This is a genomic window from Massilia sp. GER05, assembly GCF_052056005.1.
In the GTDB taxonomy this organism is placed as follows: domain Bacteria; phylum Pseudomonadota; class Gammaproteobacteria; order Burkholderiales; family Burkholderiaceae_D; genus Telluria; species Telluria orientalis.
The window spans coordinates 3,568,271-3,584,026 of the sequence record NZ_CP178858.1 but is presented as its reverse complement, the minus strand read 5'-3'; the positions used below and the strand labels follow the sequence as shown (position 1 = coordinate 3,584,026).

The 15,756-nt window shown below is 68.5% G+C and carries 14 protein-coding genes; 11 read left to right on the top strand and 3 right to left on the bottom strand.

All coding sequences use genetic code 11. The features are described from left to right. Positions 1-38 precede the first annotated feature (38 nt). Together ACL58G_RS16140 and ACL58G_RS16135 are read right to left on the bottom strand one after the other, a co-directional pair. Positions 39-2,138 (bottom strand): ATP-dependent helicase, encoded by a 2,100-nt coding sequence (locus ACL58G_RS16140; RefSeq protein WP_440967878.1) that lies wholly within the window; start codon positions 2,136-2,138, stop codon positions 39-41. A 369-nt stretch (positions 2,139-2,507) separates the two neighbouring features. Beyond that, positions 2,508-2,726 (bottom strand): hypothetical protein, encoded by a 219-nt coding sequence (locus ACL58G_RS16135; protein WP_258849789.1) that lies wholly within the window; start codon positions 2,724-2,726, stop codon positions 2,508-2,510. Between the two features lie 200 nt (positions 2,727-2,926). Here ACL58G_RS16135 and ACL58G_RS16130 point away from each other — a divergent pair, with 200 nt between their 5' ends. The 9 genes from ACL58G_RS16130 (at position 2,927) to ACL58G_RS16090 (ending at position 10,488) form a co-directional block, all read left to right on the top strand. Further along, a complete protein-coding gene (locus tag ACL58G_RS16130) occupies positions 2,927-3,103 on the top strand; it encodes a hypothetical protein (protein WP_181158672.1) in 177 nt (58 codons plus the stop codon). Positions 3,104-3,195: 92 nt separating this feature from the next. Next, positions 3,196-3,801 carry a chromate transporter gene (locus ACL58G_RS16125; protein WP_440967877.1) on the top strand — a complete coding sequence of 202 codons (606 nt, stop codon included), beginning with the start codon at positions 3,196-3,198 and terminating at the stop codon, positions 3,799-3,801. Continuing rightward, positions 3,798-4,421: a chromate transporter gene (locus tag ACL58G_RS16120; RefSeq protein WP_413385134.1), complete on the top strand. Its 624-nt coding sequence runs from the start codon at positions 3,798-3,800 to the stop codon at positions 4,419-4,421. The genes ACL58G_RS16125 and ACL58G_RS16120 overlap by 4 nt, the downstream gene beginning before the upstream one ends. Before the next feature lie 74 nt (positions 4,422-4,495). Further along, positions 4,496-5,338, top strand: coding sequence for an S-formylglutathione hydrolase (fghA, locus tag ACL58G_RS16115; protein ID WP_440967875.1), 843 nt, complete (start codon positions 4,496-4,498; stop codon positions 5,336-5,338). A gap of 213 nt (positions 5,339-5,551) precedes the next feature. Further along, positions 5,552-6,019 carry an Hsp20/alpha crystallin family protein gene (locus ACL58G_RS16110; RefSeq protein ID WP_413385129.1) on the top strand — a complete coding sequence of 156 codons (468 nt, stop codon included), beginning with the start codon at positions 5,552-5,554 and terminating at the stop codon, positions 6,017-6,019. Between the two features lie 114 nt (positions 6,020-6,133). Further along, a complete protein-coding gene (locus tag ACL58G_RS16105; RefSeq protein WP_413385127.1) occupies positions 6,134-6,853 on the top strand; it encodes a phosphoribosyltransferase in 720 nt (239 codons plus the stop codon). Positions 6,854-7,071: 218 nt separating this feature from the next. Beyond that, positions 7,072-8,025 carry an SRPBCC family protein gene (locus tag ACL58G_RS16100; RefSeq protein WP_440967873.1) on the top strand — a complete coding sequence of 318 codons (954 nt, stop codon included), beginning with the start codon at positions 7,072-7,074 and terminating at the stop codon, positions 8,023-8,025. Between the two features lie 7 nt (positions 8,026-8,032). Then, entirely contained in the window at positions 8,033-9,376 is a 1,344-nt protein-coding gene (locus ACL58G_RS16095; RefSeq protein ID WP_413385123.1) for an erythromycin esterase family protein, read from the top strand. Between the two features lie 128 nt (positions 9,377-9,504). Continuing rightward, positions 9,505-10,488, top strand: a complete 984-nt coding sequence (locus ACL58G_RS16090; protein ID WP_440967871.1) for an SH3 domain-containing protein — start codon at positions 9,505-9,507, stop codon at positions 10,486-10,488. Here the strand turns inward: ACL58G_RS16090 and ACL58G_RS16085 are convergent, their stop codons facing one another. Next, positions 10,489-12,882, bottom strand: coding sequence for a diguanylate cyclase domain-containing protein (locus tag ACL58G_RS16085; protein ID WP_440967869.1), 2,394 nt, complete (start codon positions 12,880-12,882; stop codon positions 10,489-10,491). Between the two features lie 137 nt (positions 12,883-13,019). On the opposite strand from ACL58G_RS16085, the gene ACL58G_RS16080 reads away from it, so the two are divergent. Together ACL58G_RS16080 and ACL58G_RS16075 are read left to right on the top strand one after the other, a co-directional pair. Further along, positions 13,020-13,502: a (2Fe-2S)-binding protein gene (locus ACL58G_RS16080; protein WP_413346465.1), complete on the top strand. Its 483-nt coding sequence runs from the start codon at positions 13,020-13,022 to the stop codon at positions 13,500-13,502. Then, on the top strand, positions 13,499-15,754 hold the full coding sequence (locus ACL58G_RS16075) for a molybdopterin cofactor-binding domain-containing protein (RefSeq protein ID WP_440967867.1): 2,256 nt from the start codon (positions 13,499-13,501) through the stop codon (positions 15,752-15,754). Before ACL58G_RS16080 ends, ACL58G_RS16075 begins: the two co-directional genes overlap by 4 nt. Positions 15,755-15,756 lie beyond the last annotated feature (2 nt).

Below are 15,756 nucleotides of genomic sequence, written 5' to 3'. Positions count from 1 at the left end.
CGATTCTGCCCACTTTTGCCGTCATCTTGCCGTTATTTTCATTTCCAGGCGTTGCGGGCCCGTTCGCGCACCATCATTCGCACGCTGTCCGGCATCGGTTTGCGCACCTGCAACGTTTCGGCATTCGTCCAGACGCATTCCTCGAAGTGCTTGAGCATGACGGGCGTGACGAAGCGGGTGCGCTGCGCATAGACGTGCCGGTCGCCCATCTGCGCCTGCTGCTTGATGAAGAAACGGTTCGGGACGATGAGGTGCAGGTGTTCCTTCGCGCGCGTCATCGCCACGTACAGCAGGCGGCGCTCTTCCTCGATGTCCTCCGCGCTGCCCGTCGCCATGTCGGACGGGATGCAGCCGTCGACGACGTTCAGCACGTGCACGGCCTTCCACTCCTGCCCTTTGGACGAGTGGATCGTCGACAGGATCAGATAATCCTCGTCCAGCAGCGGCGGGCCAGCGCGGTCACTCGTTGCTTCCGGCGGGTCGAGCGTCAGTTCGGTGAGAAAGTTCTCGCGCGAGCCATAGCCGCCCGCCAGCGCCACCAGCTGGTCGAGGTCGGCCACGCGGACCGCTGCGTCGTCGTGCAGGCGCTCGAGGTGCGGCAGATACCAGTCGCAGACGAGTTCGATTTCCAGCGGCCAGCGCAGGCCCGTCGTGCGCAGGGTGCGGAACAGCGCGGTAAATTGCTCCCACTCCCCTTGGGCGCGCGGAGGCGCGGGAAACGCGTCGACGGCCGCGACGGGGTCGGGCGCCTCCGCCACCGCATCGAGCAGGCGGGCCGCCGTCGCCGGGCCGATTCCCGGAATCAGTTGCACGACGCGGAAGCCGGCCACGCGGCCCGCCGGATTCTGGGCGAAGCGCAGCATGGCGAGCACGTCCTTGATATGCGCCGCTTCCAGGAATTTGAGGCCGCCGAATTTTACGAAGGGGATATTGCGCCGCACGAGTTCGAGCTCCAGCGCGGCGCTGTGGCTGGCGGCGCGGAACAGCACGGCCTGCTGCGTCAGCTTGATGCCCGCCTCGCGCTGTTCCAGCACGCGGTTGCACACCCAGCGGGCCTGCTCGGCCTCGTCCGGGATCAGCACGAGCTGCGGCTTGCCGGTGGCGGCCTTATCGGTCCACAAGGTCTTCGCATGGCGCTCCAGCGCGGCGGCGATGACGGCGTTCGACGCGTCGAGGATGGGCTGCGTCGAGCGGTAGTTGCGGTCCAGCGTAATCATCGTCGTGTGCTCGCCGAACTGCTTCGGAAAGTCGAGGATGTTGCGCACCGTCGCGCCGCGGAACGAATAGATCGACTGCGCATCGTCGCCGACGACCATCACGCCCCGCCCGTCCGGCTTCATGCCTTGCAGGATCGCGGCCTGCAGGCGGTTCGTGTCCTGGTATTCGTCGACGAGCACGTGGTCGAACAGCGCGCCCAGTTCCGGCCCGAGCTCCGGATCGGACGCCATCTCGGCCCAGAACAGCAGCAGGTCGTCGTAGTCGAGGACGTTCTGTTCCTGCTTGGCGTCGACGTAGGCGCCGAACAGGCGCTTGAGCTGCTCTTCCCATTCGCTGCACCACGGGAAGGTCGACTGCAGCACGTCGGCCAGCGGCTCGCGGGAATTGACGACGCGCGAATAGATCGCGAGGCATGTGCCCTTCAGCGGAAAGCGTTTCTGGCCGGTGGCGGCGCCCAGGCCCACGTCCTGGCGCACGAGGCCCATCAAGTCTTCGGAGTCGGCGCGGTCGTGGATCGTGAACGAGGCTTCCAGCCCGATCCGGCCCGCGTATTCGCGCAGCAGGCGGGCCCCGATGCTGTGGAATGTGCCGGCCCACGGCAGGCTGCCCACGGCCGTCGACATGCCCAGCACGCGCTGCAGCACGCCGGCGGCGCGCTGGCCCATCTCATTGGCCGCCCGGCGCGAAAACGTCAGCAGCAGGATGCGCTGCGGATCGCTCCCCGTCAGGATCAGCTTCGCCACCCGGTGCGCCAGCGTATTCGTCTTGCCCGAGCCGGCGCCCGCGACCACCAGCAGCGGCCGGACCATCCCCGCACCCACGTCGTGCTCGACGGCGGCGCGCTGCTCGGGATTCAGGCCGGCGAACGGATCGGCGGGCGCGGCGGGCTGGGAAACGGGGGTGGCGGTGGCGACGGACATGGCGGTTGAGGATAGATGCTCAACTGTACATTTGTCCAGTATCTTTATGCAAGCGCAGATGGCAATGTAGCAAACCAGCGTCAGCGGGCGCGGCCGCTCACGGCCTCTGCCCGCCTCGCTTGCCTCTTCAACAAGGCTTGTTCAGATATCCACAAAAACTGTGTATAAGTTTGTGGAAAAACACCCTCTTGACATGCCAAAACCAAGCAGGAATGCGGGTTTCAACAATTTGCCCGTTGCGTGGGCAAAACTCAACCTTCACAAAATCAATGAGTTACCAAGTCAAGTGACACACGAATCGAGAATATTCGCAAGATGCACCCGAGCAAGACTGTGCATAACCGTCGAGCTTGTCGCCTGCCTGCACCCTTACCTGCACCAGGAGCGCCTGCGGCCCGGCTCCGTCAGCACGCGTTCGATGACGTCGTTGCCGACGTTCTGCGAACGCAGGTATTCCACGGCCGACATCGTATTGCTGCGCTGCTGGAGCGCAATGCCCAGGTCGACGATATCCTTCTGGTGCGTATCGCGCCGCTGGTAAGGGACGGTCACCTGACCGTCTTCGAGCTCGAGGGTGTCTTGGTTCATCGCAGTTCCTGACTTTGATGGATTGAAGGGATTGCTGCCTAACGAGTATTTCCCACCTTTGGCCAAAGTCAAGATTAATTTTTATCCAATGTGGCATTCGTTTGTGAATTCCTCATGACAAACCCGCGCCGCATGCGCGCGCCGCGCCGTTTTCGCTGCGCCTAGAATGGCCTCGTCTATCCAACCACCACGAGGACGCCATGAGCGCAATGCCCGATCCCGACCTGAAACCCGGCGACGAAGCCGAACCCGGCACGCCAGGCGCCGGCGAAGACCTGTGCGAAACCTGCGGCGGCAGCGGCAAGCTGGCCGACGGCAAGACCTGTCCCGAATGCGAAGGCACGGGACGCGTGATGCGGGGCATCGGCGGCGGCTGATCGCCGGAGCGCCGGAGCGCCGGACCGCCGGACCGCCGGAGCGCCGGGCCGCCACATGGACAGGATGCCGGGAGCGGCGCGATAATCGGGGCATGAATGCATCGCCCAGCTCCCCGCCCTCCGGCACGACCGCGCCGTCCGAAAGCGCCAACCGCCCCCGCTCCCTCTCCGACCTGTTCATTTCCTTCACCTTGCTGGCCCTGCAGGGCTTCGGCGGCGTGCTGGCCATCGTCCAGCGCGAGATCGTCGACCGCAAGCGCTGGCTGACCCAGGAACAATTCATCGAAGACTGGGCCGTCGCCCAGATCATGCCCGGACCGAACGTCGTCAACCTGTCACTGATGGTCGGCGGCCGCCATTTCGGCATCGCCGGCGCGCTCGCCGCACTGGCCGGCCTGCTGACCGTGCCCCTGATCCTCGTCATCGGGCTGGCCGTGCTGCACGACCGCTTCGCCGACAGCCCCGTCGTGGCCGGCGCGCTGCACGGCATGGCCGCCGTCTGTGCCGGCCTGATCGGCGCGGCCGGCCTGCGCCTGGCGAGCGCGCTGAAGAAAAGCCCGCTGCCCCTGTCCTGGTGCCTGGCCATCGCGGCGGCCGGCTTCATCCTCGTCGCGTTCCTCAAATGTCCGCTCCCCTGGGTGCTGTTCGGCCTCGGCGGCCTGGGCTGCGTCCTCGCGTACCGCCGGCTCGCATCATGACGGCGCCCCTGCACCTCGCGCTGGACTGGGCCGACTGGCTCAATTTGTTCGGCCATTTCCTCCTGATGTCGCTGATGTCGGTCGGCGGGGCCATCTCGACGTCGTCGGAGATGCACCGCTTCCTCGTCGAGCAACACCACTGGCTGACCCAGGAACAGTTCAACCAGTCCATCGCGCTGGCCCAGGCCGCACCGGGGCCGAACGTCCTGTTCGTCGCCCTGATGGGGTGGCACGTCGGCATGAACGCCGGCAGCACGGCCGCCGCGCTGTTCGGCGTGCTCGTGACGATGGTCGGCATCATGACGCCGTCCACCATCATCACGTACACGGCCGCCCGCTGGGGCCACCGCAACCGCGACCTGCGCGCCGTCCGGGCCTTCAAGCAGGGCATGGCGCCCATCGTGATCGCGCTGCTGCTGTCCACCGCCTGGATCATGGCCAGTTCCGCCGGTACCGGTGCGAGTGCCGGTGCCGGTGCCCCGATCGCGTCCGCCGTCCTGGCGAACTGGCCCCTGTGGCTCACCGCGATCGTCAGCGGCCTGATCATCTGGCGCACGCGCATTCACCTGCTGTGGCTGCTCGCTGCCGGCGCCGTGCTGGGGGCGCTCGGCCTGATCTGAAGCGCAGTGGCGGCCTGCCTGCGGACCGGGCATACTTGCGCTTTCGATCAGTCAACCATCCGATGGACCGAGCCATGCCCGAACTCCTCAGCGAACACGTTTGTTTCGACGGCGTCCAGCGCTTCTACAAACACGATTCCGCCGCCATCGGCCTGCCGATGCGTTTTTCCGTCTACCTCCCTCCCGGCGCGCACGGCAAGCGCCTGCCCGTCCTGTTCTACCTCGCCGGCCTGACGTGCACCGAAGAGACGTTCATGATCAAGGCCGGCGCCCAGCGCGTGGCGGCGCAGGAAGGCCTGATCCTGGTCGCGCCCGACACGAGCCCGCGCGGCGCCGGCGTGCCGGGCGAGACCGACAACTGGGACTTCGGCGCCGGCGCCGGTTTCTACGTGGACGCCACCCGCGAACCGTGGTCGACCCACTACCGCATGTACAGCCACATCCTCGAACTGCGCGAGCTGGTGCTCGCCACCTTGCCGGCCGATCCGGCGCGCGTGGGCATCTGCGGCCACTCCATGGGCGGCCACGGCGCGCTGGTGCTGGCGCTGCGCAACCCCGACCTGTTCCGCTCCGTGTCGGCCTTCGCCCCCATTGCCGCGCCGTCCCGCTGCCCGTGGGGCGAGAAGGCGTTCGGCGGCTATCTCGGCACCGATCGCGACGCGTGGCGCGTCTACGATGCGACCGAGCTGATGGCCGGTGCCGGCGCCCCGCCCTTCCCCAAGGGGATCCTGATCGACCAGGGCCTGGGCGACAAGTTCCTGGCCGAACAACTGTACCCGGAGGCGTTCGAGGAAGCCTGCCGCGCCGTCGGCCAGCCGCTCGAACTGCGCCGCCATCCGGGCTATGACCACGGCTATTACTTCATCTCCACCTTCGTCGAAGACCACCTGCGCTTCCACCGGCGCAACCTCGGCTGACGCCCGCATCTGCCCCGGTCCGCACTGTCATTGACCGGGGCGGTTTCGCAAAAATTCCCCGCTTTCGTTCGCCTGCTGTCCTGCCTCAAAGGTCCGTCCGGGTGCCCGCGCACGGTTCGACACGACTCTTGCAAACCCTTTTCGACCGCCCTATAAATGGTGTTGCGGCGCCCTGCGCGCCGCGGGACATCATTCTTAAAAGGGAGGTCTATCATGAACCTGATCAGAAGAGGCACGACGCCGCTTTCCACATTCCGTCCCGGCGCCATGGAAGACCAGTTCGGACGCATGGTCGAGAACATGTTCCAGGACTTCTTCGCGCCGCTCGCCCAGGGGCGCTGGGCCGGCGAGGACGTCGGCATGCCGCGCCTGGACGTCAGCGAGACGGACAAAACCTTCGAGGTGAAGGCCGAGCTGCCCGGCGTCAAGAAGGAGGACGTGCATGTTTCGATCGACGGCCAGCGCGTCACCATCGAAGGCGAGTGTCAGCAGGCAAACGAACAGCGCCAGGGTGAGCAGGTGGTGTATTCTGAGCGCTCGACGCGCAAGTACCAGCGCAGCTTCACGCTGCCCTCCGAAGTCGACGATGCCAGCGCGCAGGCACGGCTCGAGGACGGCGTCCTGATGCTCTCGCTGCCGAAGAAACAGGGCGGCACGGCGCGCCAGCTGACGATCCAGTAGGGTCGATGAGCCGCACGGCGCGGCACGCGAGCGGACGGCCTGCGGGCCGCCCGCGACCGCGCTCACGCCGCGCCCGGTTCGAGATCAGGGAAGGACTCTGAAAGCGTGCGCATCATGGCCGACACCCGTCATTTCAAGAATCGCACCGAAGCGGGCCGGCTGCTGGCGCAGCGGCTCGCCGCCTATACCCGGCATCCGGACGCCATCGTGCTGGCACTGCCGCGCGGCGGCGTCCCGGTCGGGTTCGCCATCGCACAGCGGCTCGGCATCGCCCTCGACGTCCTGCTCGTGCGCAAGCTCGGCATGCCCCGCCACGAGGAATTCGCGATGGGCGCCGTGGGCAGCGGCGGCGTCCGCGTGCTCCAGCCCGGCGTGCCCGGCCTGATGGGCGTCACCGCGCAGGACGTGGACGCGGTGACGGCGCGCGAGCTGGCCGAACTGCAGCGGCGCGAGCGCGCCTACCGCGGCGGCCGGCCGCCCCTCGACCTCGCCGGCCGCAGCGCGATCCTCGTCGACGACGGCGTCGCCACGGGTTCCTCGATGCTGGCCGCCATCGAAGTCGCGCGCCGGCTGGGTCCGCGCGAGCTGGTGCTGGCGGTCCCCGTCGCGCCGCCCGACACGGCGGCCGCGCTCGAGGCACGCGTCGACGAACTCGTCTGCCTGTCGACCCCGCCCCACTTCCGCGCCGTCGGCCAGTGGTACGACGCATTCGAACAGACCAGCGACGAGGAAGTGCAGGATTTGCTGGCCACCGCCTGGCATGACGAGGCGGCGGCCAGGGCCAGACCAACCGGAGGAGCCAATCATGAAAAACACGACGGACACAGGCTATGAAATCGCGAAATGGATCGGCGGTGCCGCTGCCGGCGCCCTGCTGATGTACATGCTCGACCCGGACCGCGGCGGGGCGCGGCGCGCGCAATCGGCCGCGGCCGTGCGCAACGCGGGCGCGCGCACGTCCAGCGCACTGGGCAACGTTCTGGCGCGGCGCGGGCGAACGCATCGGCGCCGCCGGCGACGAGCTGCGCGACCGCGCGGCCGATATGGCCGATATGGCCGACAGTGGCGGCAGTGCCGGGGCCAGGTCGGGCTCGGCACTGGAGCGCATGGGGCACGCGGCAAGCGAAGCGCTCGACGCCGGCATCGACAAGGCGAAGGACACGCTGGCCAGGGCAGGCGAGGCCGTCGGCGGCCGCATGGACAAGGCACGGCATGCGCTGGGCAGTGCGGCCGACGGGGGCGGACATGAGGTCGGCAACGGCATGGACAAGGCCCGCGCCCTGGCGCACGACGTCCGCACCCGGGTGCGCGACACTCTGCGGGCGGGGGCCCCCGGCGGCGAATGGACGCCCACCGCGCGCAATTCCGCCCTGGCCGGCGGCGGCCTGCTGGCCCTGTATGCGCTGAGCCGGCGCTCGCCGCTGGCATGGATGCTGGGCCTGGCCGGCGCCGCACTGCTGGCCCGCGGCGCCACCAACCAGCCGCTGCTGGGCATGCTGCGCGGCCGCGGCATCGGCATGGACCAGACCATCGACTTCAGCAAGGCTATCCACATCGACGCCGCGCCGGACGACGTCTACGACCTGTGGACCCATTACGAGAACTTCCCGCACTTCATGTCCCACGTCGTCGAGGTGCGCGACCTCGGCCGCGGCCGCTCGCACTGGGTCGTGCGCGGCCCCGGCGGCAGCGAGTTCGAATGGAATGCCGTGCTCACCGAGCAGACCCGGCCGCACCGCCTGGCGTGGCGCAGCGAAGCGGGCGCCGAGATCCCGCAGAGCGGCTCCATCCAGTTCGAACCGCATCGCGGCGGCACCCGCGTCACCGTGCACATGTCGTACACGCCGCCGGCGGGCGTCGTCGGCCACGGTCTCGCGACCCTGCTCGGGTCCGATCCGAAGACGCAGATGGACGACGACCTCGCGCGCATGAAGGCGTTCATCGAACGGGGCGCCGTGCCGCGCGATGCCGCGCGGCCGCGCACCAGCAGCCGCTGGCTGCACTGAGGTGGTCATGGCGACGCCGCAGACCCCGCAGCACACCATCTCGGCGCTGCGCAACGCCGCGCGTCCTTTGACGGGCGGCGACCGCGACTACGACGCCCTGCTCGACCTCGTGGGCGATGCCCGCTTCGTGCTGCTGGGCGAGGCGACGCACGGCAGCCACGAGTTCTACGAGGAGCGGGCGCGCATCACGCAGCGCCTGATCGAGGACAAGGGTTTCCACGCCGTCGCGGTCGAGGCGGACTGGCCGGACGCCTACCGCGTCAACCGCTACGTGCGCGGCCGCGGCGATGACCGCAATGCCGACGAAGCCCTGTCCGGCTTCCAGCGCTTTCCGAACTGGATGTGGCGGAACACGGATGTCGCCGCGTTCGTCCAATGGCTGCGGCACCACAACGAGAAGACGGCCGGACCGCGGGTCGGCTTCTATGGCCTCGACCTGTACAGCCTGTTCACGTCGATGGAGGAAGTGCTGCGCTACCTCGACCAGGTCGACCCGAACGCGGCACGCCAGGCGCGCGAGCGTTACGCCTGCTTCGACCATTACCACGAGGACAGCCAGCACTACGGCTATACGGCGAGCCTCGACCTGTCCGCGTCGTGCGAACAAGGCGTCCTCGAGCAGTTACGCCAGCTACAGCAGCGGGCCGCCGACTACATGTACCGGGACGGCGACGAGGAAGCGTTCTTCTACGCCGAGCAGAACGCGCGCCTCGTCAAGAATGCCGAGGAATACTACCGGACGATGTTCCGGGGCCGCGTGTCGTCATGGAATTTACGCGACAGCCACATGGCGGAGACGCTGGATGCGCTCGCCCGCCACCTGTCGAAGGATGGCGAGCCGTCCAAGATCGTCGTCTGGGAACACAATTCCCACATCGGCGACGCGCGCGCGACAGAAATGGGAGAAATGGGCGAGTGGAACGTCGGCGAACTGGCGCGCAAGGAATACGATGGGCAGACCCGGCTGATCGGTTTTTCCACGTACGACGGCTTCGTCACGGCCGCCTCGGAATGGGACGCGCCGGCCGAGCACAAGCGCGTCCGGCCGGGCATGCCGGGCAGCTATGAGGAGTTGCTGCACGAGACGGGCATCCCCCGCTTCCTGCTACCGCTTCGGGACGGCATCGACCAGGACGTGCGCGCCACGATGGAGGAACGGCGGCTGGAACGGGCCATCGGCGTCATCTACCTGCCGCGCACGGAGCGCCACAGCCATTATTTTGCCGCCCGCATGGCGCGCCAGTTCGATGCCGTGATCCACATCGACCACACGACGGCCGTGCATCCGCTCGATCGGGGCGGCGGATGGCATGCGGAGGAACCACCGGAGACTTATCCCACAGGTATCTGACCATTGTGTCCAAAAAACGGGGAACTGTGAAAGTTGGTGAGATTGCAACCCTGTACAGACTTGTAAAATGAACAAAGGTGTAAGGCACGCTCCGCGTGCTTTCCTTCTCACTGTTCACTTACAAGGTCATGAAGCCAATCCGGATTTCGATCATTGCCGCCCTGCTCGCGGGCGCCACCTCCCTGCACGCCCAGGAAACCACGTCCAAAGTCGAGCGCTGCGACCGCCCGCTCGGCACCATCGCCGTCACGGAAGCCCAGAGCGAGAGCGCCCACGCGCTGCAGAGCTACGGGCTCGGGTCGCCAGTCGCGCTGCTGCGTATCATGATCCAGCAATCGAACTGCTTCCAGGTGGTCGAGCGCGGGGCGGCGATGGCCAATCTGCAGCAGGAACGCGCGCTCGCCGCGAATGGCGAGACGCTGTCCGGCAGCAACGTCGGCAAGGGCCAGCTGCAGGCGGCCGACTTCGTGATGACGCCGAACGTGCAGTTCGCCGCCGCCAACACGGGCGGCATCGGCGGCGCGATCTCGGATTACGGTGGCCGCCTGCTGGGCGGCCTGGGCCGGATCGCGGGCGGCATCGCGGGCAACCTCAAGTTCAAGGAAGCGCAGACGAGCCTCCTGATCGCGGACGTCCGGTCCGGCATCCAGGTGGCGGCGGAAGAAGGCGTCGCGACGAAGACGGACTTCGGCATTTCCGGCTGGAGCTGGGGCGGCGGCGATTACTCGCGCCTGGGCGGCTATACGAACACGCCGGAAGGCAAGATGGTCGCGGCCAGCCTGCTCGACAACTACAACCGCATCGTGGCGCGCATCCGCAACGAGCCGAGCCTCGTGCGTACCAGCAGCGCGGCCAGCAAGGTGAATGCGCAGGCATCCACCCGCGAGGGCGTGCCCGTGACGGCCGGCGCCAGCGTGTACGCGCGCCTCGCGACCGTCAAGGTGTACACGGAGCCGCGCGCCGGCAGCAAGGTGATAGGGACGTTGAAGCGGTCGGAAGAAGCGATCGCCACCGGCGAAGAGCGCGACGGCTTCGTCAAGATCGACGGCGAGAACGTCTCCGGCGGCTGGGTGCAGCGCACGCTGGTGGCCACGCAGCCCGCGCCGCAGTAATTACTTCACCGGCACGCCGGCCGCCTCCTCCGCCACGCGCACGACGCAGCGGTTGCGGCCGCCGTGCTTGGCGGCATACAGCGCCGTGTCGGCCCAGCCCAGCACCTGGTCCTGCGTGGGCAGCGGGACGTCCGCGCCGTGCACGAGCGCGATGCCCACGCTGGCCGTGACCTCCAGCGGACCGGCCCCGGTCGCAATGGGCTTCCGGATGGCCTCCACGATCTTGGCGCCGATCCGCTCCGCCTCGTCGACGCCCTTCACGTCTTCCAGCAGGACGACGAACTCGTCGCCGGCCAGGCGCGCGGGCGTGTCCGTGACGCGCACGCAGGCGGCCAGGCGCTGCGCGAATTCCTTCAGCACCTCGTCGCCGACCCCGTGGCCCCACGTGTCGTTAATGGCCTTGAAGTGGTCGATGTCCAGGTAGGCCAGGCCCATCACCTGGCGCTGGCGGCGCACCCGTTCCAGCGCCTGGCCCAGCAGTTCGCCGAACAGGCGGCGGTTGGCGATGCCGGTCAGGCTGTCGAAGCGCGCCATCTGCACGAGCCGGCTTTCCGCCTCCTTCACCCTGGTCATGTCGTGCGCGAGAGCGTACACGCCCGCGACGGCGACGTTCACCCTGCCCTGCGCCTGCACGTCCGGCACGAACGTCCATTCCAGGATGCGGTGCCGGCCCTGCGCCTGCAGCGGCATCTCGAACGTGGCGCCGACGCCTTCGAACGCCTGCTTCAGGCGCGGCCGCGCCGCGTCGTAGGCCGGCTTGCCCAGCACTTCCTGCAAATGCATGCCGGGCAGGCGGACCGGTTCCAGGCCCAGCCACGCCTGGAACGTCGCGTTGCCGAAGCCCAGGCGGTGGTTGCGGTCGATGTAGCAGATCAGCACCGGCAGGTTGTCGGCGATCAGGCGCAGGCGCTGCTCGCTCGCGGCCTGCGCCAGTTCCGCTTCCTTGCGCTCGCTGATGTCCATCGCCATCACGAAGAAGCCGACGACGCGGCCGTCGGCATCGATGTCGGGAATCGTGTCGATCATCTGGTGGCGCCTGGCGTCGTCGCTGCGCACGTCTTCCACGTGGCCGCGCTCGCCCAGCAGCGCCGCACGGATCAGCGGTTCCAGGCGCGCGTAGCCGGCTTCGCCCAGCGCTTCGCGCACCGTGCGCCCGATGAACACGTCCGGCTCGGATCCGATCATGCGGTCGAAGCCGGCGTTGGTGAATTCGAAGCGCTCGTCGCGGTCGACGTAGGCGATCACGGCCGGGACATTGTCGGCGATCGCGCGCATGCGGGCGGCCGCGCGCCCGCGCGCCTGCACGAGGTCGTGGAAGGCACGGCCCAGTTCGCCGATCTCGTCGTTGCGGGCGAGCGCCAGCACCTCGCTGTCGACGCCCTCGTGGCGCACGGCGGCCACGTTGCGGCGCAACTCGGCCAGCGGACGCAGGCCGCGGCGCACGAGCCACCACGCAAGCAGGCCCGCGACCAGCGCGAGGGCGCCCGCCACGACCAGCACCGTGCGCCGCACCCGGGCGAGCGGCGCGAACGCCTCTTTCTCCGGATAGCGCGCGCCGAGGATCCAGCCGGTCGTCGCCAGGCGTTTATAGGTGACGATGGCGGCACCTTCGCGGTCGCCGCCGATCAGCCAGCCCTCGAAACCGTGCAGGGCGCGCGCGATGCCCGGCTGGTCGGCGGGCGGCGCCGTCGCCGCCTGGCGTTCCTTCGCCGGCGAATCGATCAGCGTGCCGTCGGCCGACATCAGGAACAGATAGCCGGTGCTGCCCGGCCGCAGGGCGTCGACCTGGCGCAGGAAGCGCGCATGCTGCAGGTCGATGCGGCCCGCGAGCACGTAGACGATCTCGCCGTGGTCGTCGAACACGGGCGCCGTCACGAGCACCATGTTCGCGCCGGACAGGCGGCTCTGGAACGGATCGGACACGATGCCGCGGCCGCGCAACAGCGTTTCTTCGAAGTACGGGCGGCCCGTGGCCGTCAGCGGCTGGGCGGTCGGCATGGACGCGCCCGACGCCACCAGTTCGCCCGTGCGGGCAAACGCGGCGATGTTGACGAACTCGTCGCCCACGTCGGCCGTGCGGTTCGCCAGCCAGGCCTGCAGGCGGCGCGGGTCGTGGCGGGCGTCGAGCGGCATCGCCACGGCCAGCGCGGCCATCTGGCGCAGGCGTGCTTCCAGCAGGTCGTCGAGAAAGGCCGCGGCCCCGGACAGCGACGCATACTGCTGCGCGCCCAGCACGGCGCGCAGGTCGTGCTCGGCCACGTCCACGGCCAGCGGGCCGGCGAGCATCGTGGCGCCCAGCACGAGCACGCCGACGGCACCGGCGAGGCGGCTGCGCAGGTTGGTCGGAAAAGTGATCGGTCGGCGCATGTAAGTGGGGCGTGCGATGCTGCGCATCGGGCCGCTCCAGTATGTCATAGCCCCCGGGTTTCTACTATTGCCACGTAAAAGATCAAATCCCTTGGTCTTGACGGGGCAGTTTGGTTTAGCATTGCACAGTTCAGCTTCGGCAATCCAACCCATCCCACGAGGACATGAGTAAATACACACTGAACGTCAACGGCAAGGCCCAGGCCGTTAACGTCGAAGCGGATACCCCGCTGCTGTGGGCGCTGCGCGATACCCTGGGCCTCGTCGGCACGAAATATGGTTGCGGCATCGGTGCCTGCGGCGCCTGCACCGTGCACGTGGACGGCCAGCCGGCCCGAGCCTGCCAATTGCCGGTAAGCAGCATCGGCAAGCGCCGCATCACCACGATCGAGGGCCTCGATGCCCGCGCCATGCATCCGCTGCAGCAGGCCTGGACCGAGCTGGACGTGCCGCAATGCGGCTATTGCCAGGCCGGGCAGATCATGACGGCATGCGCCCTCCTGAAACAGCATCCGAAGCCGACCGACGCCCAGATCGACGACGCGATGGCCGGCAACCTGTGCCGCTGCGCGACGTATGTCCGTATCCGCGCCGGCATCCACCGGGCCGCGGACATTGCCGCGACCGGCGCCAAGGGGAAAGCATGAGCCGCCCCGCCTCCCCCGCGCGCCGCCGCTTCCTCGGCCAGTCGGCGGGCGTCGCCTTGCTGCTGGGCGTGCAGGCGAGCGGCGCCATCGCCGCGCTGGCCGGCAACGGGGCGCAAGAACCCGCAGCGGGCGACTTCGTCCCGAACGCGTTCATCCGCATCGGCACGGACGGCCGCGTGACGCTCGTTTCCAAGCAGCCGGAAATCGGCCAGGGCATCAAGACGTCGCTGCCGATGGTGCTGGCCGAAGAACTCGAGGTCGACTGGAAATCGGTCCGTGTCGTGCAGGGCGACCTGAACCCGATCTACGGGTCGCAGGGCGCCGGCGGCTCGACGTCGACGCCGACCAACTACGACAACTTCCACCGCCTCGGCGCCACCGCGCGCACGATGCTCGTACGCGCCGCCGCGCAGACCTGGAACGTGCCGGTGGCGGAGTGCCACGCCGCGGACGGCGCCGTCGTGCACGGCGCCAGCGGCCGCAAGCTGGGCTACGGCGCGCTCGTGCGCGCGGCGTCCGCGCTGCCCGTGCCGGATGCGAAAGAGGTCGTGCCGAAGGATCCGGCGACCTATCGCCTGCTCGGCACGCGCGTGGGCGGCGTGGACAACGCGCTCGTCGTCAGCGGCCAGCCGCTGTTCGGCATCGACACGCGCCTGCCCGGCATGCTGTACGCCACGTACGTGAAGTGCCCGGTGCCGGGCGGCCGTCCCGTCGAGGCGAACCTGGACGCCATCAAGCGCATGCCCGGCGTGAAGGCCGCGTTCCTCGTCGAAGGCACGGAAAACCTGAACGGCCTGCGGCCCGGCGTCGCGATCGTCGCCGACTCGACGTGGAACGCGTTCCGCGCCCGCAAGAACCTGAAGGTGACGTGGGACGAAGGCGAAGGCGCGCGCCATAGCTGGTCCGGCTTCCTCGCCGCCGCGCAGGCCGCAAGCGGGCAACCCGGCGCCGCCGTGATGCGCAAGGACGGCGACGTCGATGCGGCCCTCGCGGGCGCCGCGCGCACGGTCGAAGCGAACTACGTCTACCCGTTCATCTCGCACGCGAGCATGGAACCGCAGAACTGCACGGCGTGGTTCAAGCCGCTGGAGGGCACCCTCGAACTGTGGGCGCCCACGCAGAATCCGGGCGCCGGCCAGGCGCTCGTCTCCACGACATTCAACATCCCGAAAGACAAGATCCTGCTCCACATCACACGCAGCGGCGGCGGCTTCGGGCGCCGGCTGTCGTCCGACTTCATCGTCGAGGCGGCCGCGATCGCGCAGAAAGTGAAGGCGCCCGTCAAGCTGACGTGGATGCGCGAGGACGACCTGCAGCACGACCACTTCCGCGCCGGCGGCTTCCACTTCCTGCGCGGCGGCGTGGACGACCATGGCAAGGTCGTCGCGTGGCACGACCACTTCGTCACGTTCGCGAACCGCGTCGAGAAGAAGGAAAGCGACGGCGGCAGCGCGAGCGTGCTGCAGCCGGGCAGCGGCGGCAACCTGTCGGGCGATGAATTCCCGGGCCGCTGGCTCGCCAACTGCCTGATCGAGCAGACGCCGCTCGAATGCCGCATCCCGATGGGACCATGGCGCGCGCCGGGCAGCAACGTGTTCGCCTGGGTGTTCCACAGCTTCATCGACGAACTGGCCCATGCGGCCGGGCGCGATCCCCTCGCGTTCCGCCTCGACCTCCTCGGCGACAATGACCTCGTGGCCGGTACGGGCGAGCGCGGCGTGCCGTACAACGTGGGCCGCATGCGCAACGTGCTGAAGGCCGTCGCCGAAAAATCCGGCTGGGGCCAGCGCAAGTTCGCGCGCGGCCAGGGCGCCGGCATCGCCTTCCACTTCAGCCACCGCGGCTACGTGGCCGAAGTGGCGGAGGTGACGGTGTCGAAGGAAGGCCGGCTGCGCGTGGACCGCGTCGTCGTCGTCGCCGACATCGGCGCGCAGATCGTCAACCTGTCCGGCGCCGAGAACCAGGTGCAGGGCTCCGTGATCGACGGCCTGTCCACGCTGATGTACCCGGCGCTCGACATCGACAAGGGCCGCATCGTGCAGAGCAACTTCCACGACTACGCCCTGCTGCGCATGCCGGACACGCCGACCACGATCGAGACGCACTTCCTCAAGACCGACTACCCCGTCACGGGCCTGGGCGAACCCGTGTTCCCGCCGCTGGCGCCGGCCGTCTGCAATGCCATCTTCGCCGCCACCGGCAAGCGCGTGCGCGAGCTGCCGCTGTCGAAGGCGGACCTGTCCTGGAGCTGATC